Source organism: Allokutzneria oryzae, assembly GCF_042429765.1.
Taxonomy (GTDB): domain Bacteria; phylum Actinomycetota; class Actinomycetes; order Mycobacteriales; family Pseudonocardiaceae; genus Allokutzneria; species Allokutzneria oryzae.
Genome location: NZ_JBHLZU010000015.1, coordinates 130,930 through 154,846 on the forward strand (window position 1 = coordinate 130,930; position 23,917 = coordinate 154,846).

Consider the following 23,917-nt stretch of genomic DNA (forward strand, 5'->3'; position numbering starts at 1 on the left):
GACGCTCGGGGCATGGATTCGACGTCGGAGTACATGCTGGGCGAGGGGATTCTGCACGCGGCGACGGCCGTCGCCGAAGGACTCGTCACCTGGAGACAACTGCGGTCGCTCAGGTTCGTGCGTCTCGTCCGAGGCGTCTACGCGACTCCCGGGCTACCGGTCACGCACGAACTGCGGTGCCAGGCCGTTTCACTGATCGTCCCGCCCGGTGCGCTCATCACGGGTAGGTCGGCCGCGACCGTGCGGGGGCTTCCCCTTGCGGCTACGTGGGACCCGGTCGAGGTCGCGGTCGACGAGAAGGGGCATTTCGGGCCGGTTCGCGGTGTCGCGGTCCGGCGCGTGCTTCGCGGTCCGGGGCCGATGTGCCCTGTCGGCGGGCTGTCGCTGGCGAGTGTGGAACGGATGGGGTTCGACCTCGCGATCCGGCGGGACCGGATGGAGGCCGTCGCCGATCTTGACGCGGCGCTGCACATCGGCCTCATCGACCGGGACAGCTTGCTGGACTACCTCGACAGCACCCACGAAAGAGGTGTCTCGTGGGCGAGGGCGGCGCTCGCCGTAGCCGACGCGGGTGCCGAGTCCCGGCAGGAGAGCCGACTCAGGCTGGTGCTGGTGCGCGCCGGGCTCGCGCCGGTCACGCAGCACGAGATCTTCGACGAAGAAGATTTCGTCGCGCGCGTTGACCTGGCATTTCCCGAGGAGAAGGTCGCCGTGGAGTACGACGGCGCCTGGCACTCCGACCCGCTGCAGCTGTCCAGGGACCGCACCCGCGTGAACCGGCTCCAGTCGGCGGGCTGGCGCATCGTCTTCGTCACCGCTGACCGCCTCCGCGCGGCCCCCGAAGGGGTGATCGCCGAGGTTCGCGGCGCCCTCCTCCTGGCCCGAGCGCGCCATTCGCGGGCTTATGGACCGTTCTAGCGGCGCGAACACGTCCATAAGCCCGCGAATGGCCGGGAGGGGAGTGGGGGAGGGCGGGGATAGGGTGCGGGTGTGAGCACGGTTTACAGGTGCAGTGGTGAGAGTGCGGCGGCTGAGCGCGAGGCTGGGCTGGCCGCTGCCGCGGGGGCGGTGCGGAGCGGGCAGCTGGTGGTGCTGCCCACGGACACCGTCTACGGGCTGGGGTGCGACGCGTTCGACGCCGCGGCGGTGCAGAGCCTGCTCGACGCCAAGGGGCGCGGGCGGGACATGCCGCTGCCGGTCCTGGTCGGGTCGTGGTCCACTGTGGACGGTCTGGTGCTGTCCGTCCCGCACCAGGCGCGGCTGCTGATCGAGGCGTTCTGGCCCGGCGGGCTGTCGATCGTGCTGCCGCACGCGCCGTCGCTGAACTGGGACCTTGGCGACACCAGGGGGACCGTGATGGTGCGGATGCCGTTGCACCCCGTCGCGATCGACCTGCTGCGCGAGGTCGGCCCGATGGCCGTCTCCAGCGCCAACCGCTCGGGTCACCCGCCCGCGACGACGGCGCAGCAGGCTCTGGAGCAACTTGGCGACTCCGTACCCGTCTATCTGGACGGAGGGCCGTCCGGAGACCCCGTCGCCTCCACGATCGTGGACCTCACCGGTCCGCATCCGTTGGTGCTGCGTGAAGGCGCGGTGAGCCTTGCCGATGTGGCCGAGGTCGTAGGCACCGAGGTCGAGTTGGCGCGGTAGCGTACGAAACGCGATTCGCGCCGCCCTACGACAGGAGCAACCGCAGTGACCACGCCGTTCTGGGGCCCCGACTTCAACGCCCTGCAGTCCACCGACCCGGAGATCGCCGACGTCGTTCTCGGCGAGCTGGACCGGCTGCGCGGCGGGCTCCAACTCATCGCGAGCGAGAACCTGACCAGCCCCGCGGTGCTGGCGGCGATCGGTTCGACGCTGTCGAACAAGTACGCCGAGGGCTACCCCGGCCGTCGCTACTACGGCGGGTGCGAGGAGGTCGACAAGGCCGAGGAGATCGGTATCGCCCGCGCCAAGGAGCTCTTCGGCGCCGAGCACGCCAACCTCCAGCCGCACTCCGGCGCCAGCGCCAACCTCGCCGTGTACGCGGCGTTCTGCAAGCCGGGCGACACCGTGCTCGCCATGGACCTCAAGCAGGGCGGCCACCTCACCCACGGCTCCAAGGTCAGCTTCTCCGGCAAGTGGTTCAACCCGGTGCCCTACGGGGTCAGCGAGGACACCGAGCTGATCGACTACGACCAGGTGCGCGAGCTCGCGCTGGAGCACCGGCCGAAGATGATCGTCGCGGGCGCCACCGCCTACCCGAGGCTGTTCGACTTCGCCGCCTTCCGCGAGATCGCCGACGAGGTCGGCGCGATCCTGTGGGTCGACGCCGCGCACTTCATCGGCCTCGTCGCGGGCAAGGCGATCCCGTCGCCGGTGCCCTACGCCGACGTCGTCTCCTTCACCACCCACAAGGTCCTGCGCGGCCCGCGCGGCGGCATGATCGTCTCCCGCGCCGAGCACGCCAAGGCGCTGGACAAGGCGGTCTTCCCGTTCAGCCAGGGCGGTCCGCTGATGCACAACGTCGCGGCCAAGGCCGTGGCGCTCAAGGAAGCCGCCTCCCCGGAGTACCAGGCCTACGCCGCCCAGGTCGTCGCCAACGCCGTCGCGCTGGCCAAGGGCCTGGAGTCCGAGGGCATGCGCCCGGTCTCCGGCGGCACCGACACCCACCTGGCGCTGATCGACCTGCGCCCCGTCGGTGTGACGGGGGCGGAGGCGGAGGCCCGCACGGGTGCTGCCAAGATCACTTTGAACAAGAACGCTATTCCGTACGACCCGGCCCCGCCGATGACCGCGTCCGGTATCCGGATCGGTTCGCCGGCAGTAACCACGCAGGGGATGACCGAGCCGGAGATGGCGGAGATCGCACGCCTGATCGGCCGTGCCGTCCGCGCCGAACGCGGCACCGACAGCGGGGACGCCGAACTGGCCGCCGTCGCGGGTGCCGTCTCCGAGCTGGTCGCCGCGAACCCTGCCTATCCGCGAGGTTAATCGTCCACCGTGGGCCCGACGCCTGCCTTCACTCCCGCTGGTCTGCCGGTGAGAGAGTTCCTTCTCGTCCTCTTGGTCTCCGCAGCGGTGACCTTCCTGCTCACCGGCCTGGTACGGCAGCTCGCCTTCCGGGTCGGGGCGGTCGCGTACCCGCGAAAACGGGACGTGCACGCGCAGCCCAAGCCGAGGATGGGCGGCGTCGCCATCTTCGGCGGGGTGCTCTCCGGCATGCTCCTCGCGCTGCACCTGCCGGTGCTGCGCAACTCCTTCACCTTCTCCTCCGAGGTCATCGGCGTCGCCATCGCCGGTGCGGTGATCGTGCTGGTGGGAGCGCTGGACGACCGCTTCGAGCTGGACTCGCTGACGAAGCTGGCAGGCCAGGTCACCTCGGCCGGCCTGCTGGTGCTCTTCGGCGTCCAGTGGTTCCTGTTCTGGGTGCCCTGGGGCGGCTCCAAGGAGAGCATGGGGCAGCTGATCATCCTCGACGGTGACCAGGGCGCCCTGTTCACGGTGCTGCTCGCGGTCACGATGATCAACGCGATGAACTTCGTCGACGGGCTTGACGGGCTCGCCGCGGGCATCGGGATGATCGCGGCGGTGGCCACCTGCGCCTTCACCATGGTGCTGATCGCGGGCAAGGGCGGCGACGCCAACGCCTATCCGGCCGCCCTGATCGCGGCCACCCTCGCCGGCGCGTGCGTCGGGTTCCTGCCGCACAACTTCCAGCCCTCGCGGATCTTCATGGGCGACTCGGGCTCGATGCTGATCGGGTTGATGCTGGCCGCGGCGAGCACGTCCGCGTCCGGCCAGCTCAACTTCGCCAGCTACGGCGGCAAGAGCACCCTCGCGCTGCTCTCGCCGCTGCTGGTGGTGGCCGCGGTGCTGTTCGTACCGCTGCTGGACCTGGTGATGGCCGTGCTGCGCAGGACGCGGGCCGGTCGGAGCCCGTTCGCGCCGGACAAGATGCACCTGCACCACCGCCTGCTGGAGATCGGCCACTCCCAGCGCCGCGCGGTGCTGCTGATCTACCTGTGGGCCTCGGTGCTGGCCTTCGGCGCGGTGTCGCTGACGCTGTTCGACGTGCGCACGGTGATCTGGGTCGTGGGCGTGGGGCTGCTGCTCGCGCTGTTCGCCTCGGCCATCCCCCGCCTGCGGGAATCACGCCGTTCCTGACCCTGGCGATGATCATCTGAGCACGTCAGGGACAATTCGGACGTGAACCAGGTGAAGTCGACGGTCGTGTCCAACGCGAGCGCCGTCCTGCGCAGAGCCCTCATCCAGTCCGCGGTCGTGCTGGGCGCCTTCGTGGTGGTCGCCGGCGTGGTCGCGTGGCTGGTCGCGGGCGAGCCGGGCCTGTGGGGAGCGGTGCTGGGCGCCGCGCTCGCCGGGGCGTTCCTGCTCGTCACCACCGGTGTCGTGCTGGCGACCATGAAGGCGGCCCCGGCTACCACTTTGGGGGTCGTGATGGGCTCCTGGCTGGTGAAAATGGTCTTGGTCTTCGGACTGCTGCTGGTGCTGCGCCCGCTGGATTTCTACTCAAAACCGACGTTCTTCTTCGTCACGGCTTTCTCGATCGTGGTAGTGCTTGTCACAGAGTCACTCGCTGTGATCAAAGCGCGCGCGCCGTATGTGGACCCGGCGCCTCATACCGGCTCTGGCCAGCGCATTGAAGATTGACCCCCGGTTCACAAGCTCTGTCCAAACGGTTGGTAAGGTGCTGCTGGGATGAGCGACAAGACGGACAAAGACACCCAATCGGGTAAGGCGGACGTCTGGTCGCTGATCAGTACCCTGCTTGCTGGTCCCGCACTCTGGGGTGGCGTGGGGTACCTCATCGACCAAGCCGTCGGCGGCAAGACCTGGATGATCTTGGGTCTGCTGATCGGCTTTGTCGCGAGCTTCTACATCGTCTACGTACGCCACGGCCGGAGCTGAACAGTGTCGGCCGCCATAGCAGGGAGACCGCGCTCGATGATGGTGCTGGCCTCGGACAGCGGGTACCACCCGCCCTCGATCGACGAGTTCTTCCCACCGGCTCTGCTGTTCGAGGGAACGCCGTTCCAGATCGATCGGATCATGCTGATCCGCGTCCTGATGACCGTACTGCTCATCGGGTTCTTCCTGATCGCCATGCGCCGGCCGAAGATCGTGCCGCGCGGCGTGCAGAACCTCGCCGAGATGGGGCTGGACTTCGTCCGCGTCTCGATCGCCGAGGAAATTCTCGGCAAGGTCAACGGCAGGCGCTTCCTGCCGCTGCTGACCACGTACTTCTTCATGATCTGGGCACTGAACCTCTCCGGGGTCATCCCGTTCCTGAACATGCCGAGCACCGCGAAGATCGGCGCGCCGCTTGTGCTGGCGCTGGTCACCTACTTCGTCTTCAACTACGCGGGCATCAAGGCACAGGGCTTCGGTCCGTACATGAAGTCCAACCTGTTCCCGCCCGGTGTGCCCAAGTGGGCCTACGTGCTGGTGACGCCGATCGAGTTCGTCTCGACCTTCATCGTGCGGCCGTTCACCCTGACCGTGCGGTTGATGGCGAACATGATCGCCGGGCACATGACGCTGGTGCTGTTCTTCGGCGCCGCGTGGTTCCTGCTCTTCCAGGCCGGAAGCCTGTTGCTCGCCCCGGTGGGCGCGCTGTCCTTCGCGGCCGGATTCATTTTCACCCTGTTCGAGTTGATGGTGCAGGCCCTTCAGGCCTACGTGTTCACGTTGCTCACGGCCGTGTACATCGACGGCGCGTTGCACGCTGAGCACTGACGAACAGGGATTGGTACGACCCCGCCCGTGCTCAATCGGTCGGGGCCAACCTGAAAGGGAACGAACACAATGAACCTCGCTGAGGTCGCTGGCAACGTCGCAAGCATCGGCTACGGCCTTGCCGCCATTGGTCCTGGTATCGGCGTCGGCATCGTGGCCGGTAAGACCGTCGAGGCCATGGCCCGTCAGCCGGAGCTCTCCGGCCAGCTGCGTACCACCATGATCCTCGGTATCGCGTTCTCCGAGGCCCTGGGTCTGCTCGGCCTCGTCGCGGGCATCATGTTCGGCGGCCTCTGATCCGCAAGGGTCCTCTGACTAAGGATTCGGTGACACCGTGACGACCACAGTGCTAGCCGCCGCCGCGCAGAATCCCCTGATTCCGGCGGTGTACGACATCGTTTGGTCCGCGGTCTGCTTGGCGATCATCGGCTTCGTCTTCTGGAAGAAGGTGCTTCCGACCTTCCAGAAGGTGCTGGCCGATCGCACCGAGAAGATCGAGGGCGGCATCGCCAAGGCGGAGCAGGCCCAGGCACAGGCACAGCAGGCCCTGGAGCAGTACCAGGCGCAGCTGGCCGAGGCCCGTGCCGAGGCCGCCCGGATCCGGGACGACGCTCGGGCCGAGGCGGAGAAGATCAAGGAAGAGCTCTACGCCAAGGCCCAGGCCGAGGCCGCTCGCATCATCGCGCAGGGCAACAACCAGCTTGCCGCCCAGCGCGCCCAGATCGTCGCGGAGCTGCGCGGGGACCTGGGGCGGATGGCTGTGGACCTGGCCGGTCGCGTCGTCGGCGAGTCCCTTGAGGACGAGTCCCGCAAGCGCGGCACCGTGGACCGCTTCCTCGACGAGCTGGACGCCGTCTCGGCGCCGGCTGGTAAGTGAGCGCAGTCATGAGTGCGATGCACGCCGCCAGCCGCGAGGCGCTCGCGAGCGCGGAAGCGCGGTTGCAGGAGATCACCAGCGGGGTGGACGGTGACGGCCTCGGCACGCTCGCCGAGGAGCTGTTCGCCGTCACCTCCCTGCTGAACAAGGAGATCGGCCTTCGCCGGGCCGTCGCAGACGCGTCGAGCGACCCCGCGGGTCGCGAGGCGCTGGTGCGTGGCCTGCTGGCGGGCAAGGTGGGCGAGCGGACGGTCGATCTGCTCGCCACCGTGGTCACCGCGAGGTGGTCGAGCCCGCGCGAGCTGGTCGACGGCATCGAGCTGCTCACGCGCACCGTCTCCCTGGTGCGCGCCGAGCAGGCCGGCAGGCTGGACGCGGTGGAGGACGAGCTGTTCCGGCTCGGCCGCATCATCTCCGCCCAGCCCGACCTGGACCGGGTCCTCTCCGACCAGACCCGCGAGGCCGCGGGCAAGGTCGAGCTGCTGCGCTCGCTGATCGCGGGCAAGGTCGAGCCGGTCACGCAGGTTCTCGCCGAGCAGCTGGTCACCGAGCCGCGTGGCCTCGGGGTGGTGACCGGGCTGGAGCAACTCGCCGGCCTGGCCGCCAAGCGCCGGGAGCGCTCGGTCGCCCACGTGCGGTCGGTCGTCCCGCTCAGCGAAGCGCAGCAGGACCGGTTGTCAGCTCTGTTGCAGCGTGTCTACTCGCGGCCCATCGCCCTGCACATCGAGGTCGACGCGGCGCTGCGAGGCGGTTTGGTGATCCGCGTCGGCGACGAGGTCATCGACGGAAGTGCGGCTGGCCGCTTGGAGGCCCTCCGCCGCGAGCTCGCTGGTTAACAACGACGCCCACGGCAGTACCGACCACGGGCCCCCTAAACGACGACCACACTGGTCGAGAGAAGAACCGAGAGCAGGAACGACATGGCGGAGCTGACGATCTCGTCGGACGAGATCCGCAGTGCGATCGAGAACTACGTCTCCAGCTACTCCCCGGAGGTCAACCGGGAAGAGGTCGGCACAGTCACCGTCACCGGTGACGGCATCGCCTATGTCGAGGGCCTGCCCTCGGCGATGGCCAACGAGCTGCTGGAGTTCCCCGGCGGCGTCCTGGGCGTCGCGCTGAACCTGGACGTGCGTGAGCTCGGTGTTGCCATCCTCGGCAACTACGAGTCGATTGAAGAGGGCCAGGAGGTCAAGCGGACCGGGCAGGTGCTGTCCGTGCCGGTCGGCGACGCCTACCTCGGCCGCGTGGTCAACCCGCTCGGCGAGCCGGTGGACGGTCTCGGCGAGATCGTCGCCGAGGAGCGCCGCGCGCTGGAGCTGCAGGCCGCGACCGTGGTCCAGCGCCAGTCGGTCAAGGAGCCGCTGCAGACCGGCATCAAGGCGATCGACTCGCAGACCCCGATCGGCCGCGGCCAGCGCCAGCTGATCATCGGTGACCGCAAGACCGGCAAGACCGCGGTCTGCGTGGACACCATCCTGAACCAGAAGGCCAACTGGGAGACCGGCGACCCGAACCAGCAGGTTCGCTGCATCTACGTCGCGGTCGGCCAGAAGGGCTCCACCATCGCCGCGGTGAAGAAGGCGCTGGAGGACCGCGGTGCGATGGAGTACACCACCATCATCGCCGCCCCCGCCTCCGACTCCGCGGGCTTCAAGTGGCTGGCCCCGTACACCGGCTCGGCCATCGGCCAGCACTGGATGTACCAGGGCAAGCACGTCCTGATCGTCTTCGACGACCTGACGAAGCAGGCCGAGGCCTACCGCGCGATCTCGCTGCTGCTGCGCCGCCCGCCGGGCCGCGAGGCCTACCCGGGTGACGTCTTCTACTTGCACTCGCGCCTGCTGGAGCGCTGCGCGAAGCTCTCCGACGACCTGGGCGCCGGTTCGATGACGGGTCTGCCGGTCATCGAGACCAAGGCCAACGACGTCTCGGCGTACATCCCGACCAACGTCATCTCCATCACCGACGGCCAGTGCTTCCTGGAGTCCGACCTGTTCAACCAGGGCGTGCGCCCCGCGGTGAACGTCGGTATCTCGGTCTCCCGTGTCGGTGGATCCGCGCAGGTCAGGGCGATGCGCAAGGTCGCTGGCTCGCTGCGTCTCGACCTGTCGCAGTACCGCGAGCTCGAGGCCTTCGCGGCACTGGCCTCGGACCTGGACGCCGCGTCCAAGGCCCAGCTGGAGCGCGGTGCGCGCCTGGTGGAGCTGCTCAAGCAGTCCCAGTACGCGCCGTTCCCGGTCGAGGAGCAGGTCGTCTCGATCTTCGCCGGTACCCGTGGCTACCTGGACTCGGTGCCGGTGGGCGACGTCCGCCGCTTCGAGTCGGAGCTGCTGGACTGGGTGCGCCGCAACCACGAGGGCGTGCTGGCCGAGATCCGCGACACCAAGGACCTCTCCAAGGAGAACGAGGAGCGGGTCGGCGAGCTGATCGACACCTTCAAGCAGCAGTTCACCGCCTCCGACGGCTCTCGGGTGGTCAACGAGCCGGCCGCGGACGCGATCGACGACTCCAAGCTGGGCCAGGAGTCCGTCAAGGTGAACCGTCCGGCTCCGGCCAAGAAGTGATGTGGTGACGCATGGCTGCTGAACTTCGCGTCCTCAAGCAGAGGGTCAAGTCCACCCAAGCGATCAAGAAGATCACGCGGGCCATGGAACTCATCGCCACCTCGCGCATCGGCAAGGCGCAGGCCAGGGTCGCGGCGTCGCGGCCCTACGCCGAGGAGATCACCAACGTGCTCTCCTCGCTGGCGACGGCCTCCACGCTCAGCCACCCGCTCCTGGTGGCGCACGAGAACCCCACGCGTGCCGCCGTCCTGGTCGTGACCAGTGACAAGGGCATGTGCGGTGGCTACAACTCCAGCGTGATCAAGGCGGCGGAGGAGCTCCAGACCCGGCTGCGCCAGGAGGGCAAGGAGCCGTTCCTCTACGTCATCGGGCGCAAGGGCGCGGGCTACTACCGCTTCCGTCAGCGCGATGTCGTTGACTCGTGGACCGGCTTCTCCGAGAAGCCGACCTACTCCGACATCGTGGCGGCCGGTGACGCGCTGGTCGAGGGCTTCCTCGCCGACGCCGAGTCCGGCGCGGTCGCCTTCGACGAGGTGCACGTCGTCTACACCGAGTTCAAGTCGATGATGACCCAGCAGCCGATCGCCAAGCGCGTGGTGCCGCTGGAGGTCGAGTACGCGGGGGAGGGTGAGAGCACCGTCCTGCCCGGCTACGACTTCGAGCCGGACCCCGAGACGCTGCTTGACGCGCTGCTGCCGAAGTACATCAAGACCCGGCTGTACTCGGCGCTGCTGGAGTCGGCGGCTTCCGAGCTGGCCAACCGCCAGCGCGCCATGAAGGCGGCCACCGACAACGCCAGCGAGATGATCCGCGCTCTCACCCGAGAGGCGAACCAGGCCCGCCAGGCCCAGATCACCCAGGAGATCAGCGAGATCGTCGGTGGCGCCGACGCACTGGCTACCGCAGGAAGTGATGAGTGAGATGACGACAGCTACTGCTGCCGGTATCGGCCGTGTGGTCCGGGTCAACGGCCCGGTCGTGGACGTTGAGTTCCCCCGCGACTCCGTGCCGGACCTGTTCAACGCCCTCAAGGTCGAGATCACCCACGAGGCGATGGCCAAGACCGTGACCCTGGAGGTCGCCAAGCACCTCGGCGACAACCTGGTCCGGACGATCTCCATGCAGCCGCAGGACGGCCTCGTCCGCGGCACCGAGGTCCGCGACACCGGCAAGCCGATCTCCGTTCCGGTCGGTGACCTGGTCAAGGGCCACGTGTTCAACGCGCTCGGCGAGTGCATGGACCAGCCCGGCTACGGCGCCGACGCCGAGCACTGGGGCATCCACCGTAAGCCGCCGACCTTCGACCAGCTGGAGCCCCGCACCGAGGTGCTGGAGACCGGCCTCAAGGTCGTCGACCTGCTGACCCCGTACGTCAAGGGCGGCAAGATCGGTCTGTTCGGTGGTGCCGGTGTCGGCAAGACGGTGCTCATCCAGGAGATGATCACCCGTATCGCCCGCAACTTCGGTGGTACCTCGGTCTTCGCCGGTGTCGGTGAGCGCACCCGTGAGGGCAACGACCTCATCGCGGAGCTGACCGAGTCCAACGTCATGAAGGACACCGCACTGGTGTTCGGGCAGATGGACGAGCCGCCGGGCACCCGTATGCGGGTCGCGCTGTCCGCGCTGACCATGGCGGAGTACTTCCGCGACGTCCAGAACCAGGACGTGCTGCTGTTCATCGACAACATCTTCCGGTTCACCCAGGCCGGTTCCGAGGTCTCCACCCTGCTGGGCCGGATGCCGTCGGCCGTGGGTTACCAGCCGACGCTGGCCGACGAGATGGGTGAGCTGCAGGAGCGGATCACCTCCACCCGTGGTCGGTCGATCACCTCGATGCAGGCGATCTACGTCCCCGCGGACGACTACACCGACCCGGCCCCGGCGACCACCTTCGCCCACCTGGACGCGACCACCGAGCTCTCCCGCGCGGTGTTCTCCAAGGGCATCTTCCCGGCGGTGGACCCGCTGGCCTCCAGCTCGACGATCCTGCACCCCTCGATCGTCGGCGACGAGCACTACCGCGTCGCCCAGGAGGTCATCCGGATCCTGCAGAAGTACAAGGACCTGCAGGACATCATCGCCATCCTCGGTATGGACGAGCTGTCCGAAGAGGACAAGGTGCTCGTCCAGCGCGCGCGTCGCATCGAGCGGTTCCTGTCGCAGAACATGTACGCGGCGGAGCAGTTCACCGGCCAGGAGGGCTCCACGGTCCCGGTCAAGGAGACCGTCGAGGCGTTCGACCGCCTGACCAAGGGCGACTTCGACCACATGCCGGAGCAGGCGTTCTACATGTGCGGCGGCGTCGACGACCTTGAGGCCAACTACAAGAAGCTCAGCGGCAAGTGAGCTGAGGTTCTCGGCACGGCGTGAAGGCCGGGTCTCCCGTCAGGGAGGCCCGGCCTTCGTCGTACCCGCGGTCGTTGTCGCGGTCGTTGTCGCTGTCACGGGGCCAGCCGCACGGTCTCCCGGTGACCTCCTGGCGGCATGACGTGAACCTCGGTGGCGTTCGCCGGGATCACGGCCGCGTCCTCGTCCAGAGCGGTCCAGTCGCCCGAGCCCGTCCACCAGGACAAACTCGCGCCGGGGCTGCCGATCACCCAGCCGAGGTCGCCGGGCAGGCGGATCCTGATCGGCAGGGCACTGGTCTTGTCGAAGGTGGCGTGGACGACGGTGTCCGGCAGCGTCTTGTCCTCAGCGAGGTCTCCCGGGGCACCGCTGCCCACCACGGCGTAGGCGTGGCCGATGTCGCCGCCGCCGGTGATCCGTTCGCCGACGAGAACGTACTTGTTCCCAGGGAGCGGGAGGTGGATGCGCCATCCGCCAGTGACCTCGAAGTCGCGCTGGACGACCCGCACGTCCGTTCGCGCCGGATCGTCGAAGCCCGTGCGCTCCACTCCCCGGAACCATGCCTGCGTAGCGTTGTTGCCGAGCTTCTCCAGCGTCCAGTCCTTGTACGGCCAGGTCCGGTACGTGATCCCCTTGCCGTTGGCTTCCGGCTTGCCGCCGTTGGCCCAGAAGACGTCGTGCGGAGCCACGGCGACCTCCCAGAGCGGGGACGGCCCCCGCTTGTCCCCGTCGCCGATCAGGACGACGTTGGACTCGTCGTAGCCCTTCTGCGGCAGTTGGGCGAGGGCCACCCCGTCCCGGTAGTCCAGTCGCTCGTACTTCCGTTCGACCTTGCCGCTCTCGTCGATGATCGGCGCGGTCGAGTAGGCCTTCGCGCGGCTGTTCTCCAGCACGAGCAGTGTCCGCTCGTCGGGGCCGAACGCGAACGCCTCGCGCCCGACGGGGCTCCCTGGCCCACCGGAGGTACTCGCGGCCAGGACGCGGAAGCGGTGCCCGCTGTACGCGTCCACGCCGACGAGGCCGATCGCCGTGAGCTCCCGCTCGGGGAACGGGCAGCCCTTGGCCTGGACGAGACGGGCGGCCTGCATGACGACCGCCGCCGCTCCGGCCGGGGTGTGACCCGCCCAGAACACACGGGGCTTGCCCTCCACCCGCGTGCACTGCTCGCCGGTGGTGCCGCCGCTGAGGTGGCTGCTCACCTCTGCGGTCCAGGTCTGGCCGACCCGCTGGAGGAACGCGGTGTCGTCGGCGAGGTCGCCGCCGGTCGGCGAGTGCATCCTGGAGTCGACGGCGGGCGGGAGCTGGTCGTCCGAGGCCAGCCAGGCCGGGGTGCTCGCGGTGATGCCGCCGACGACGGCGGTGAAGACGGTGGCGGCGGTGACCACGCCGACGCGGCGGCGGAGCCGCCTGCGGCGCCCGCCCTTGAGCACGCGTTCCGCGAAGCCCTCCCGAGTGTCCACATCGGACACTGCATGGCGCAGGGAGCGTTCGAGCAGCTCGGTGTCCGGCGTCATCGCAGGCCCTCCAGGAGTTCCGGCAGGTCAGGGGAGATCAGCTCGCGCAGCCGCGTGAGCCCTCGGGAGGTCTGGCTCTTCACCGTGCCCTTGCCGCAGCCGAGGGCGAGCGCCGTCTGTTCCTCGGTGTAGTCCTCGAAGAAGCGCAGCACGATGACGGTACGCATCTTCGGCGGCAGCTGGGCCAGGGCTCGCATCAGCTCGGAGCGGGCGATGACGCCGTCCTCCGGTCCCGGCTCGCTCGGCCCGAGGACGTCGTCCAAAGGTGCCTCGGCGACCCGCCGGGAGCGCGTGCGCCACCGGTTGGCCGCGGCGTTGGCCAGCGCCTTGCGCGCGTAGGGCTCCGGTGGTCCCTCGATGCGGCGCCAGCGGCAGAACATCCTCTCCAGGACGTCCTGGAGCAGGTCCTCCGCTGCGCCCCGGTCGCCCGCGCAGAGCAGGAACGAGGTCCTGAGCAGCGCGGGAGAGCGTTCGCGGACGAACTCCGCGAACGGCTCGTCGGTGCTAGTCATACAACCCTCGGGTCGGATTGTCGGGCGGTCACCCGTGAGGACACCGGTCGGGTGGAAATGGTTGCCAGGCGACCGTCTAGACTGACCGGGACGAGCGTGTGAAGGAGATGCCAGTGGCTGAGATGTCCGTCCAGCTGGTCGCCGTTGAGCGCCGCCTGTGGTCCGGTACCGGCTCCATGGTTGTGGCCCAGACGACCGAGGGCGAGATCGGCATCCTGCCCGGTCACGAGCCCATGCTCGGCCAGCTGACCGAGGGTGGTGTCGTTCGGATCACCACCACCGACGACGAGGTCGTCACGGCCGCGGTGCACGGCGGCTTCCTGTCCGTGACCGGTGACGGGGTCAGTGTGCTCGCCGAGAGCGCCGAGCTGTCCCACGAGATCGACGTGGAGCGCGCGCGGGCGCGCCTGGACCACGAGGACACCGATGCCAGGGCACGGGCGGCAGCCCGCCTGAAGGCGGCTGGGCAGTCGGCCTGACGCGCGGCTGAGCGAGTAGGGCCGGGCCATGGGCATCATCGAGATCCTTCTTCTGGTCCTGCTCGTGGCCGCGGCCACGATCGTGCTGGTGGTCTGGCGCCGCCTGCGCCTGCTCCGGCAGGGTGGCATCGACGTGGCCGTGCGCTACGCCGCCGACAAGGGCGGCCGCTGGCACATCGGCGTCGGCCGCTACCGGGGCGACGAGTTCACCTGGTTCCGCGCCCTCGGCCTGCGCTCCGGCCCCGACCAGGTCATCAGCCGGGTCGGCCTGGAGATCGACTCTCGGCGCGAGCCCACCGGCCCGGAGACCTACATGGTCCCGTCCGGCTCGACCGTCCTGCGCTGTCAGAGCGCCGACGGCGACTTCGAGCTCGCCATGCCACCCGGTGCGTTGACCGGTTTCCTGTCCTGGCTGGAGTCCACTCCGCCAGGACGTTCTGTTCCCTGGGCCTCCTGACCTGGTGTCCCCCGAGCGCGATCGGTAGTCCGGTCGCGCTCTGTCGTCTCGGCCGGCAGCGCGCGGTGGGTTCCCCGAGCTCGCCCTGATGGCGAGCCCCCGTGCCAGGCGAGCGTGGTTCCGCAGCTGTGTCCAGGCCGTCGCCGAGCGTGACATCAGGGAGATGGCCAGGGTCAACGAGCCGGGCAGCATCACCTCGTTGCCGGTGCACCTCGCCTCGATCACCGCCCAGGAGCACAACGTCAGCAACACCTCCAGCAAGCTGGGGTTGCATCGTGCGACGGTCACCCGCTACCTGGAGCTGCTCGAAGCCGTGTTCCTCATCCACCGGCTTCCTGCCTGGTCCAGGAACTTGGCCGCGCGGGTGGTGAAGCACCCCAAGCTGCACCTCACCGACACCGGGCTGGCCGCCTCGTTGCTGGGCGTCTCGCCCGAGTCCCTCGCCAAGCCCGTCGCCCCCGCTCGTGGAGACGGTCATCGTCAACGAGCTGGCCAAGCAGGCGACCTGGAGCGAGACCCAGGTTCGCCTGCACCTTTGGCGGGTCAGCGGGGGCGCGGAGGTCGACGTCGTCCTGGAACGGGACGACGGTCAGGTCGTCGGTGTCGAGGCGAAGGCCAGGGACACCGTCACCGCGGACGACTTCCGAGGGCTGGCGGCGTTGCGCGACCTGACGGGGGACGAGTTCACCATGGGCGTCGTCTTCCCCACGGGAAGACAGGGCGCCATCAGCTTCGGGGACCGGCTCGTCTCACTTCCGGTATCAGTTCTCTGGCACTTGCCGTGAAAGGCTTTTCGAATCATCTCAAATGTTGGACTTCGCTGAGCGCAGCGCCTTGTACAACTGGGCGAATGTGTGTTGCTGCTCACGGTTGAACGGCAGCTGGTATCGGCTGCCGTCGTGCATGGTCAGGCTGAGGCGGCCACCACGGAGCATCCCGGCACCCTTCAGGGACAGCCGGGAGATGTCGCTGATGGACAGCGACAACCTGCTGGTGCCCAGCTCCTCCTTGGAGGTCGCGTTGGTGGGTTGGACCACGAGCAGCCGGCCATCGAAGTCGACCGAGATGCCTGTACCGTCCACTACGCGTGCTCCTCACTCACGATTTTTTGGGCCGTTAGTGAGGATATGTAAGGGCTATTCGGGAATATGCGCCGAAAACGCACCACTGTTGATGTAAATGCCCAAAGTCAGGTTCGGCGCGGTGAACCGTTCAGCCGTTGGCGCCGGGCTTCCAGAGGACGTCGCCGTCCGGGTTCGCCACGCGGGCGAGGATGAACAGCAGGTCCGACAGGCGGTTCAGGTACTTGGCGGCCAGGGGGTTGGTGCGCTCCGGGCCTCCGGAGTCCCCCGCCCCTTCGGCGGGGTCCTCGATCAGCGCCCACGCGTTGCGCTCCGCGCGGCGGGCGACCGTGCGGGCCTGGTGCAGCAGCGCCGCCGCCGGGGTGCCGCCGGGCAGGATGAACGACTCCAGCTTGCCGACGCGCTCGTTGAACTCGTCGCACCAGCCTTCGAGGCGCTCCACGTAGGTCTCGGTGACCCGCAGCGGTGGGTAGGGCGGGTCCGGGACGATCGGCGTGCAGAGGTCCGCTCCGACGTCGAAGAGATCGTTCTGGACCGCCTTGAGGACCTCAGCGACGTCGGCGGCCGGGCCGCCCAGCGCGAGCGCGACGCCGATGACCGAGTTGAGCTCGTCCACGTCGGCGTAGGCGGCGATCCTGGTGCTGGTCTTGGGCACCCGGGAGCCGTCACCGAGGGCGGTGGTGCCGTTGTCACCGACCCGCGTGTACACGCGGTTGATGCGGACAGACATGGCAGCGACCCTACGGGTCACAAGACGATTTCGCTTGACCCATACGATGGCTAGTCGTGAGCGAGCATTTCCGGGTCCAGGGTGGCGCACGCCTCGTCGGTGAGGTCTCCGTCGTCGGAGCGAAGAACAGCGTCCTGAAGCTGATGGCGGCGGCGCTGCTGGCCGAGGGCACGACAACACTGACCAACTGCCCGGAGATCCTGGACGTCCCGCTGATGGCGGACGTGCTGCGGGGTCTTGGCTGCGAGGTCTCCATCGACCACGACGAGGTCACCATCGTCTCGCCCGCGATGCCCAACCACCGCGCGGACTTCGCGTCGATGAGCAAGCTGCGCGCGTCGGTCTGCGTCCTCGGGCCGCTGGTCGCCCGCTGCCGCAAGGCCGTCGTCGCGCTGCCCGGTGGCGACGCCATCGGTTCGCGGCCGCTGGACATGCACCAGAACGGCCTGCGCCAGCTCGGCGCGACCACCGGGATCGAGCACGGTTGTGTCGTCGCCGAGGCGGAGAACCTGACCGGCGCGCAGATCTGGCTGGACTTCCCCAGCGTCGGCGCGACCGAGAACATCCTGATGGCCGCCGTGCTGGCCGACGGGACCACCGTCATCGACAACGCCGCGCGCGAGCCGGAGATCATCGACATCTGCGTGATGCTCCAGCAGATGGGCGCGAAGATCGAGGGCGCGGGCACCTCGACGCTGACCGTGCACGGTGTGCAGTCGTTGCAGCCCACCGAGCACCGGGTCATCGGCGACCGCATCGTCGGCGCCACCTGGGCGCTGGCCGCCGCCATGACGCGCGGCGACATCACGGTGCTGGGCGTCGACCCCGGCCACCTGAACCTGGTGCTGGAGAAGCTGCGCACGGCGGGCGCCGAGGTCACCACGGTCGAACAGCCGCGGCAGGGCTTCCGCGTGGTGATGGACGGGCGGCCCAAGGCCGTGGACTTCGTGACGCTGCCCTACCCCGGCTTCGCCACCGACAACCAGCCCTTCGCGGTCGCGCTCGCCGCCGTGGCCGAGGGCACCTCGATGATCACGGAGAACGTCTTCGAGGCCCGGTTCCGCTTCGTCGAGGAGATGATGCGGATGGGCGCCGACGCGCGCACCGACGGCCACCACTGCGTGGTCCGCGGCGTGGAGAAGCTCTCCGGCGCCCCGGTGTGGGCCTCCGACATCCGCGCGGGTGCGGGCCTGGTGCTCGCGGGTCTGTGCGCCGAGGGGGTCACCGAGGTGTGGGACGTCTTCCACATCGACCGCGGCTACCCGCAGTTCATCGAGAACCTCCAGCGGCTCGGCGCCGACGTGCAGCGGGTCTCCGCGCCGCCGGAGCGCTGACGCCCCGATGGCGCGCGTGCTGCTCCCGCTGCCGGACACCGACTTCGACGTGACCGAGGTGGCGGTGCCGTGGCACGTGCTCACCGAAGCGGGGCACGAGGTCGTCTTCGCCACCGAGCGGGCCGGGACCGTGGCCGCCGCCGACCGGCGGCTGCTGGACGGGGTGATCTTCGGTCAGCTCGGTGCGGAGCCCGAGCCCAAGCGGCTCTACCGCGAGATGACGCGGAGCCGGGGGTTCCGCGAGAGCACCGCGTGGGCGGAGGTCGTTCCCGCCGACTACGACGGCCTGCTGCTGCCGGGTGGGCACGCGCCGGGGATGCGGCAGTACCTCGCGTCGTCGTCGCTGCGCGCCAAGGTCGCGGAGTTCTGGAAGCTCGACCGGCCGGTCGGGGCGATCTGCCACGGCGTGCTCGTGCTGGCACGCACGATCGACCCCGGCACCGGCCGCAGTGTGCTGCACGGGCGGCGCACCACGTGTCTGCCGAAGTACATGGAGCGGACCGCCTACTTCCTCACCGCGTGGAAGCTCGGTCGCTACTACCGCACCTATCCGGCCTATGTGGAGGACGAGGTGCGCGCCGCGCTCGCGACGCCCGGCGACTTCGTCCGCGGCCCGCGAACCCTGTCCGCTCGCGGAACTGCGACGGACGACACATCGGCCTTCGTGGTCGAGGACGGACGCTATGTGTCGGCGCGCTGGCCGGGGGACGCGTACCTGTTCGCGAGGCGTTTTCGCGCTCTGCTCGACCGCCGCTGAGCGATTGACAGCCGGTCGATCACTGAACCGGTTCTGTTCATCCCTGTGAGTAATCGCACGTAGAGCGTTGGTTACTCGCCAGTACGCTGAGGTTCGGCGAAATCCGAGGCCGCAGGCGGAGGTGGACAGTGCCGTACCCGTCCGACCGTGAACGCGATCGCCCGTGGGTGATGCGGACCTACGCGGGCCATTCCTCGGCGGCGGCATCGAACGCGCTCTACCGCCGCAACCTGGCCAAGGGGCAGACCGGGCTCTCGGTCGCCTTCGACCTGCCGACGCAGACCGGGTACGACCCGGACCACGAGCTCTCGCGCGGTGAGGTCGGCAAGGTCGGCGTGCCCATCAGCCACATCGGCGACATGCGCCAGCTCTTCGACGGCATCCCGCTCGCCGAGGCCAACACCTCCATGACGATCAACGCGACGGCCATGTGGCTGCTCGCGCTCTACGTGAGCGTCGCGGAGGAGCAGGCCGAGGAGAAGGGCCTCGACCGCGACGAGATGCTGGCGAAGCTCGCCGGCACCACGCAGAACGACATCATCAAGGAGTACCTGTCGCGGGGCACCTACGTGTTCCCGCCGGGGCCGAGCCTGCGGCTGATCACCGACATGGTGGCCTGGGCCGTGCAGCACGTGCCCAAGTGGAACCCGATCAACATCTGCAGCTACCACCTGCAGGAGGTCGGCGCGTCCCCGGTGCAGGAGGTCGCCTACGCGATGTGCACCGCGATCTCGGTGCTCGACGCGGTCCGCGACTCCGGGCAGCTGCCGGACGACCGCTTCGGCGAGGTGGTCGGGCGGATCTCCTTCTTCGTCAACGCGGGTGTGCGCTTCATCGAGGAGATGTGCAAGATGCGCGCCTTCGGCGTGCTGTGGGAGGAGATCACCCGCGACCGCTACGGCATCGAGAACCCCAAGCAGCGGCGGTTCCGCTACGGCGTGCAGGTCAACTCGCTCGGGCTGACCGAGCAGCAGCCGGAGAACAACGTCCAGCGCATCGTGCTGGAGATGCTCGCGGTGTCCTTGTCCCGCAACGCCCGCGCCCGCGCGATCCAGCTCCCCGCGTGGAACGAGGCGCTCGGTCTGCCGCGCCCGTGGGACCAGCAGTGGGCGCTGCGGATGCAGCAGGTCCTCGCCTACGAGACGGATCTGCTTGAGTACGAAGACCTTTTCGACGGATCTCCGGTGATCCAGGCCAAGGTGGACGAGATCGTCAACGGCGCGCGGGCGGAGATCGACCGCGTGCAGGCGATGGGCGGCGCGGTCGCCGCGGTGGAGAGCGGCTACATGAAGTCGCAGATGGTCTCCTCGCTGGCCGAGCGCCGCCGCAGGGTCGAGGCGGGCGAGGACGTCGTTGTGGGGCTGAACAAGTTCGACACCACCGAGCCGAGCCCGTTGCAGGCCGAGGGCGCCAAGGCGATCGAGACGATCGACCCGCGGGTGGAGCGCGAGGCCAGCGAGGCCGTCCGCGCCTGGCGCGCCAACCGGGACGCCTCCACAGTGGACGAGTCGCTGCGCGGGTTGCGCGAGGCGGCCAAGACCGGCGCGAACCTCGTCACCGCAACGGTTTCCTGCGCCAGGGCCGGGGTGACCACCGGCGAGTGGGCTTCGGCCCTGCGCGAAGTCTTCGGCGAGTACCGTGCGCCGACCGGTGTCTCCGGCGCCTCGGCCGCGGGTGCTGCGGGCGCAGCGCTCGCCGGGGTGCGCGAGCGCGTGGCGAAGGCGGGGGAGGACCTCGGCGAGCGGCTGCGCATCCTCGTCGGCAAGCCCGGTCTCGACGGCCACTCCAACGGCGCCGAGCAGGTTGCCGTTCGGGCGAGGGACGTCGGCTTCGAGGTCGTCTACCAGGGCATCCGGCTCACGCCGTCGCAGATCGTCGCGGCGGCGGTGCAGGAGGGCGTGCACGTCGTCGGGCTGTCGGTTCTGTCCGGCTCGCACCTGGAGGTCGTGCCCGCCGTCGTCGAGGGGCTCAAGGCGGCCGGTGTCACCGACGTTCCCGTTGTGCTGGGCGGAATCATCCCGCCGTCGGATGCGGCCGAGTTGCTGAAGCGCGGCGTGGCAAGGGTTTTCACGCCGAAGGACTACGAGCTGACCGAGATCATGGACGAGATCGTCACGGTCATCCGGAAAGCACACGGCTTGACCGAATCGTGACCTTTGCACAAGAGCACTGGTTTGACCGGGGGAAAAGCGGGTACACCCGCGGTAGCGAAAGGTGCTTCTCCGGCTCGGGTTCTTTGACCTCAGTGGAGGGACGCCCCTACCGTTCGCCGGACCGGGCCGCAGCGGTGCACGCCGCGACGGCCGACCGGTGAGGTCCTGACCCGGAAGCAAGGAGTCGCCCCTCGTGTGTGCCGAGCACGTCACCCGACGGAACTTTCTGAGGGGCACGGCGGGAGGCGCGCTCGCGGTCGCCATCGGCGTTTCCGCTTGCGCCCCAGTCGATCTGACCGCGCAGGACGCGGGAGGGGACCTGCTGAGCCGGATCCGCGACCGGGGCGAGGTCAACATCGGCATCGCCAACGAGTCGCCCTACGGCTTCGTGGACAGCGCCGGACGGATCACCGGCGAGGCACCGGAGCTGGCGCGGATCATCTTCCAGCGCCTGGGTGTCGAGCGGATGAACCCGAGGGTCACCGACTTCGGCTCGCTGATCCCCGCGCTCCAGGTGGGCGTGTTCGACGTGATCGCGGCCGGGATGTTCATCACGCCCGCCCGCTGCAAGCAGATCCTGTTCTCCGACCCGGAGTACCAGGCTCCGCAGACCCTGTTGGTGCCGAAGGGAAATCCCAAGGGCGTCAACACACTCGACGACATCGTGGCCAAGAAGGACGTGCGCGTCGGACTGCTCACCGGCAGCGCGGAGACCACCTATGCCGACGCGCTCGGTCTCAAGGACCGGTCGGTCATCTTCGACAGCGTCTTCAGCGGACTGGACGGCATCCTCGCCAACCGCGCGGACGCGTTCGCGCTGACCACGATCTCCTTGCGGGACGCGGTTTCCAAGCGTCCGGACGCGCCGTTGGAGCTGACCCCGGCGTACGTCCCGATCATCGAGGGCGAGCAGAAGCTGGGCTGCGGGGCCTTCGGTTTCCGCCGGGACCAACGGGTCTTCCGTGACGCCTTCAACGCCGAGCTCAACCGCATGCGCGCCAACGGGGAGCTGCTCGCCACGGTGCGCCCGTTCGGGTTCACCGAGTCCGAGATGACCAAGCTGACCGTGGCCGAGCTGTGCACGGACACCAGCTCCTGAGTCCTCCCGAGTCGAGGTGATCATGTCCCCCCAGCTTCTCTCGTACCTGCTCGAAGGTCTGCTGACCACGTTGCAGCTGACCGTCGGCGCGGCGGCGCTCGGCCTGGTGTTCTCCTTCGCCGCCGGCATCGCGACCTGCAGCCCGAACATCGTGCTGCGCGGCGTCGGCCGGTTCTACATCGAGCTCTTCCGCGGCATCTCCGCACTGGTGCTGCTGTTCTGGTTCGTCTTCGCGCTCCCCTACGCCGGCTGGCAGCTCGACCCGATGTGGGCAGGCATCCTCGCGCTGGCGCTGAACATCGGCGCCTACGGCGCGGAGGTCGTGCGCGGCGGCATCGTCGCGGTCCCGGTCGCGCAGATCGAGGCCGCCGTCGCGCTGAACCTCACCAGGGCCCAGCGGATGCGGCTCGTCGTTCTGCCGCAAGCGATCGCGCGCATGCTGCCGCCGTTCGGCAACCTGCTCATCGAGCTGCTGAAGGGCACGGCGGTCGCGTACATCGTGCTGATCCCCGAACTGACCTTCGCCGGCCAGATCGTCCGCAACGCCACCGGTGACTCCGCCTCGGTGTTCACCGCGCTGCTGATCCTCTACGCGATCCTCGCGGTGTTCTTCACGACCATCGTCCGGCTGATCGAACGCCGGGTGGCGAAATCCCTTGGCAGGGCGCCTACTCCGGGATTCTTCGCGCGCCTGAAGGGAGTGAGAGCGTGACGTGGGACTGGGACTACGCCTGGGACAGTCTGCCGCTGCTGCTCGACGGGCTCGGTGTGACCGTGCTCGCGACACTGGCCGGAACGGCGATCGCGCTGGTGCTGGGCCTGGTGTTCACCCTGATGCGGCGCAGCTCGTCGCGGTGGATCTCCATCCCCACGGAGGTCTTCGTCGAGTTCATCCGCTCGACCCCGTTGCTGGTGCAGCTGTTCGTGCTGTTCTTCGTGCTGCCGGAGGTCGGGGTCCAGCTGTCCGCCTTCGCGACCGGTGTGATCGGGCTCGGCCTGCACTACGCCACCTACACCTCGGAGGTGTACCGCTCCGGTATCGAGGGGGTGCCCGCCGGGCAGTGGGAGGCGGCCAAGGCGCTCAACCTGCCCAGCAGGCGGGTGTGGACGAGCGTGATCCTGCCGCAGGCGGTCCCGCCGTCGATCCCGGCGCTGGGCAACTACGCGATCGCGATGTTCAAGGAGACCCCGCAGCTCACCGTGATCACGGTGATGGAGCTGCTCTCCGTCGCCAGGCAGCTCGGCGCGGAGAACTACCGCTACCTGGAGCCGGTCACCCTCATCGGCGTGCTCTTCCTGCTGGTGAGCCTGCCGACCGCGTGGCTGGTGCGGCGGATGGAGCGGCGCATGGTCCCCGCTCCGCGCCCGGTGTGAACCCCTTGCTAGGAAAGGACTTCTGCTCATGAGTCAGGCGGCGACCGAGGCAGCGCTGACCTCCGGCAAGGACGGCCAGTTCATCCACTTCGACAAGGTCTCCAAGCGCTTCGGCGACAACGTGGTGCTCGACGACCTCTCCTTCGCCGTCGGCGCGGGCGAGCGCGTCACGCTGATCGGACCGAGTGGCTCCGGCAAGACCACCATCCTGCGCATGCTGATGACGCTGATGAAGCCGGACACCGGGACCGTGAGAGTCGGCGACGACTACCTCTTCCACGAGGAGCGCAACGGGTCCCTCGTGGACGCGAGCGAGGCGCACATCCGCAAGGTGCGCCAGCGCATCACCATGGTCTTCCAGTCCTTCAACCTCTTCCCGAACATGCGGGTGCTGCGCAACGTCACCGAGGCGCCCGTGCACGTGCTCGGACTGTCCAAAGAGGAGGCCGAGGAGCGAGCGCTCGGGCTGCTGGCGATGGTGGGTCTCGACCACAAGATCGACTCCTACCCGTCGCAGCTCTCCGGCGGTCAGCAGCAGCGGGTGGCGATCGCCCGCGCCCTGGCGATGCGGCCGGACGTGCTGCTGCTGGACGAGGTGACCTCGGCGCTGGACCCGGAGCTGGCCGCCGGGGTGCTCGACGTGCTGCGCGACGTCGCCAAGACCACCGACGTGACGATGCTGTGCGTGACCCACGCGATGAAGTTCGCGCGGGACATCTCGCACCGCGTCCTGATGTTCTGCGAGGGCAAGATCATCGAAGCCGCTCCGCCGGAGCAGATGTTCGACTCGCCCGACCACGAGCGGACCAGGTCCTTCCTGCAGTCCGTTCTCGACGAGGCCTGAACGCTCGGGGGCGTCCCAGGACGAAGCGGGCGGCGTGGTTCGGGCCACGCCGC

The 23,917-nt window shown here is 68.8% G+C and carries 27 protein-coding genes and 1 pseudogene; 24 read left to right on the plus strand and 4 right to left on the minus strand.

Annotation, left to right across the window (positions count from 1 at the left end; translation table 11 throughout):
• Positions 1–12 precede the first annotated feature (12 nt).
• From ACFFQA_RS18195 to atpD, 13 genes are all read left to right on the plus strand, one after another.
• The gene (locus tag ACFFQA_RS18195; RefSeq protein WP_377853290.1) at positions 13–918 is read left to right on the plus strand and encodes an endonuclease domain-containing protein; all 906 of its coding nucleotides are present in this window, start codon (positions 13–15) and stop codon (positions 916–918) included.
• 72 nt (positions 919–990) lie between these two features.
• Complete coding sequence (locus tag ACFFQA_RS18200; protein WP_377853292.1) at positions 991–1,650, plus strand: L-threonylcarbamoyladenylate synthase; 660 nt, start codon at positions 991–993, stop codon at positions 1,648–1,650.
• 45 nt (positions 1,651–1,695) lie between these two features.
• Complete coding sequence (gene glyA / locus ACFFQA_RS18205; RefSeq protein WP_377853294.1) at positions 1,696–2,976, plus strand: serine hydroxymethyltransferase; 1,281 nt, start codon at positions 1,696–1,698, stop codon at positions 2,974–2,976.
• A gap of 9 nt (positions 2,977–2,985) precedes the next feature.
• Positions 2,986–4,149, plus strand: a complete 1,164-nt coding sequence (locus ACFFQA_RS18210) for a glycosyltransferase family 4 protein (protein WP_377853296.1) — start codon at positions 2,986–2,988, stop codon at positions 4,147–4,149.
• Between the two features lie 42 nt (positions 4,150–4,191).
• Complete coding sequence (locus ACFFQA_RS18215) at positions 4,192–4,653, plus strand: Cg1360 family ATP-synthase-associated protein (RefSeq protein WP_377853297.1); 462 nt, start codon at positions 4,192–4,194, stop codon at positions 4,651–4,653.
• Between the two features lie 48 nt (positions 4,654–4,701).
• Positions 4,702–4,911, plus strand: a complete 210-nt coding sequence (locus ACFFQA_RS18220) for an AtpZ/AtpI family protein (RefSeq protein WP_377853299.1) — start codon at positions 4,702–4,704, stop codon at positions 4,909–4,911.
• Between the two features lie 36 nt (positions 4,912–4,947).
• Positions 4,948–5,739 carry a F0F1 ATP synthase subunit A gene (gene atpB / locus ACFFQA_RS18225; RefSeq protein WP_377853301.1) on the plus strand — a complete coding sequence of 264 codons (792 nt, stop codon included), beginning with the start codon at positions 4,948–4,950 and terminating at the stop codon, positions 5,737–5,739.
• A 69-nt stretch (positions 5,740–5,808) separates the two neighbouring features.
• Positions 5,809–6,036 (plus strand): ATP synthase F0 subunit C, encoded by a 228-nt coding sequence (gene atpE, locus ACFFQA_RS18230; protein WP_377853303.1) that lies wholly within the window; start codon positions 5,809–5,811, stop codon positions 6,034–6,036.
• A 37-nt stretch (positions 6,037–6,073) separates the two neighbouring features.
• On the plus strand, positions 6,074–6,616 hold the full coding sequence (locus tag ACFFQA_RS18235; RefSeq protein WP_377853305.1) for a F0F1 ATP synthase subunit B: 543 nt from the start codon (positions 6,074–6,076) through the stop codon (positions 6,614–6,616).
• A gap of 8 nt (positions 6,617–6,624) precedes the next feature.
• Positions 6,625–7,452 carry a F0F1 ATP synthase subunit delta gene (locus tag ACFFQA_RS18240; RefSeq protein ID WP_377853307.1) on the plus strand — a complete coding sequence of 276 codons (828 nt, stop codon included), beginning with the start codon at positions 6,625–6,627 and terminating at the stop codon, positions 7,450–7,452.
• A gap of 84 nt (positions 7,453–7,536) precedes the next feature.
• The gene (gene atpA, locus ACFFQA_RS18245) at positions 7,537–9,183 is read left to right on the plus strand and encodes a F0F1 ATP synthase subunit alpha (RefSeq protein WP_377853309.1); all 1,647 of its coding nucleotides are present in this window, start codon (positions 7,537–7,539) and stop codon (positions 9,181–9,183) included.
• 11 nt (positions 9,184–9,194) lie between these two features.
• Positions 9,195–10,103 carry a F0F1 ATP synthase subunit gamma gene (locus ACFFQA_RS18250; RefSeq protein ID WP_377853311.1) on the plus strand — a complete coding sequence of 303 codons (909 nt, stop codon included), beginning with the start codon at positions 9,195–9,197 and terminating at the stop codon, positions 10,101–10,103.
• A complete protein-coding gene (gene atpD, locus ACFFQA_RS18255) occupies positions 10,096–11,529 on the plus strand; it encodes a F0F1 ATP synthase subunit beta (protein ID WP_377853313.1) in 1,434 nt (477 codons plus the stop codon). Before ACFFQA_RS18250 ends, atpD begins: the two co-directional genes overlap by 8 nt.
• Before the next feature lie 95 nt (positions 11,530–11,624).
• Here atpD and ACFFQA_RS18260 read toward each other — a convergent pair whose 3' ends face one another.
• Both ACFFQA_RS18260 and ACFFQA_RS18265 read right to left on the minus strand, forming a co-directional pair.
• The gene (locus ACFFQA_RS18260) at positions 11,625–13,043 is read right to left on the minus strand and encodes a hypothetical protein (protein WP_377853315.1); all 1,419 of its coding nucleotides are present in this window, start codon (positions 13,041–13,043) and stop codon (positions 11,625–11,627) included.
• The gene (locus tag ACFFQA_RS18265; protein WP_377853317.1) at positions 13,040–13,555 is read right to left on the minus strand and encodes a SigE family RNA polymerase sigma factor; all 516 of its coding nucleotides are present in this window, start codon (positions 13,553–13,555) and stop codon (positions 13,040–13,042) included. The genes ACFFQA_RS18260 and ACFFQA_RS18265 overlap by 4 nt, the downstream gene beginning before the upstream one ends.
• 113 nt (positions 13,556–13,668) lie before the next feature.
• Between ACFFQA_RS18265 and ACFFQA_RS18270 the strand changes: the two genes are divergently transcribed.
• From ACFFQA_RS18270 to ACFFQA_RS18285, 4 genes and pseudogenes are all read left to right on the plus strand, one after another.
• On the plus strand, positions 13,669–14,034 hold the full coding sequence (locus ACFFQA_RS18270; protein ID WP_377853319.1) for a F0F1 ATP synthase subunit epsilon: 366 nt from the start codon (positions 13,669–13,671) through the stop codon (positions 14,032–14,034).
• 28 nt (positions 14,035–14,062) lie between these two features.
• The gene (locus ACFFQA_RS18275) at positions 14,063–14,491 is read left to right on the plus strand and encodes a DUF2550 domain-containing protein (RefSeq protein WP_377853321.1); all 429 of its coding nucleotides are present in this window, start codon (positions 14,063–14,065) and stop codon (positions 14,489–14,491) included.
• 88 nt (positions 14,492–14,579) lie between these two features.
• Positions 14,580–14,867: pseudogene (locus tag ACFFQA_RS18280) on the plus strand (DUF8612 domain-containing protein); the annotation flags it as partial.
• Positions 14,868–14,955: 88 nt separating this feature from the next.
• A complete protein-coding gene (locus ACFFQA_RS18285) occupies positions 14,956–15,276 on the plus strand; it encodes a DUF4143 domain-containing protein (protein ID WP_377853323.1) in 321 nt (106 codons plus the stop codon).
• Between the two features lie 18 nt (positions 15,277–15,294).
• On the opposite strand, the gene ACFFQA_RS18290 is transcribed toward ACFFQA_RS18285, so the two are convergent.
• Positions 15,295–15,573, minus strand: a complete 279-nt coding sequence (locus ACFFQA_RS18290; protein WP_377853325.1) for a hypothetical protein — start codon at positions 15,571–15,573, stop codon at positions 15,295–15,297.
• A 130-nt stretch (positions 15,574–15,703) separates the two neighbouring features.
• The gene (locus tag ACFFQA_RS18295; protein WP_377853327.1) at positions 15,704–16,303 is read right to left on the minus strand and encodes a cob(I)yrinic acid a,c-diamide adenosyltransferase; all 600 of its coding nucleotides are present in this window, start codon (positions 16,301–16,303) and stop codon (positions 15,704–15,706) included.
• Between the two features lie 56 nt (positions 16,304–16,359).
• On the opposite strand from ACFFQA_RS18295, the gene murA reads away from it, so the two are divergent.
• The 7 genes from murA to ehuA all read left to right on the plus strand — a co-directional run bounded on the left by murA (position 16,360) and on the right by ehuA (position 23,864).
• Positions 16,360–17,637: a UDP-N-acetylglucosamine 1-carboxyvinyltransferase gene (gene murA / locus ACFFQA_RS18300; protein WP_377853329.1), complete on the plus strand. Its 1,278-nt coding sequence runs from the start codon at positions 16,360–16,362 to the stop codon at positions 17,635–17,637.
• Positions 17,638–17,644: 7 nt separating this feature from the next.
• Positions 17,645–18,394, plus strand: coding sequence for a type 1 glutamine amidotransferase domain-containing protein (locus tag ACFFQA_RS18305; protein ID WP_377853331.1), 750 nt, complete (start codon positions 17,645–17,647; stop codon positions 18,392–18,394).
• 128 nt (positions 18,395–18,522) lie between these two features.
• Positions 18,523–20,547, plus strand: a complete 2,025-nt coding sequence (locus ACFFQA_RS18310) for an ethylmalonyl-CoA mutase (RefSeq protein WP_377853333.1) — start codon at positions 18,523–18,525, stop codon at positions 20,545–20,547.
• 193 nt (positions 20,548–20,740) lie between these two features.
• Positions 20,741–21,646 carry an ectoine/hydroxyectoine ABC transporter substrate-binding protein EhuB gene (gene ehuB, locus ACFFQA_RS18315; protein WP_377853335.1) on the plus strand — a complete coding sequence of 302 codons (906 nt, stop codon included), beginning with the start codon at positions 20,741–20,743 and terminating at the stop codon, positions 21,644–21,646.
• Positions 21,647–21,668: 22 nt separating this feature from the next.
• Positions 21,669–22,358, plus strand: a complete 690-nt coding sequence (gene ehuC, locus ACFFQA_RS18320) for an ectoine/hydroxyectoine ABC transporter permease subunit EhuC (RefSeq protein WP_377853337.1) — start codon at positions 21,669–21,671, stop codon at positions 22,356–22,358.
• Positions 22,355–23,020 (plus strand): ectoine/hydroxyectoine ABC transporter permease subunit EhuD, encoded by a 666-nt coding sequence (gene ehuD / locus ACFFQA_RS18325; protein WP_377853339.1) that lies wholly within the window; start codon positions 22,355–22,357, stop codon positions 23,018–23,020. The genes ehuC and ehuD overlap by 4 nt, the downstream gene beginning before the upstream one ends.
• A 28-nt stretch (positions 23,021–23,048) precedes the next feature.
• On the plus strand, positions 23,049–23,864 hold the full coding sequence (gene ehuA / locus ACFFQA_RS18330) for an ectoine/hydroxyectoine ABC transporter ATP-binding protein EhuA (protein WP_377853340.1): 816 nt from the start codon (positions 23,049–23,051) through the stop codon (positions 23,862–23,864).
• The last annotated feature ends 53 nt before the right edge of the window (positions 23,865–23,917 follow it).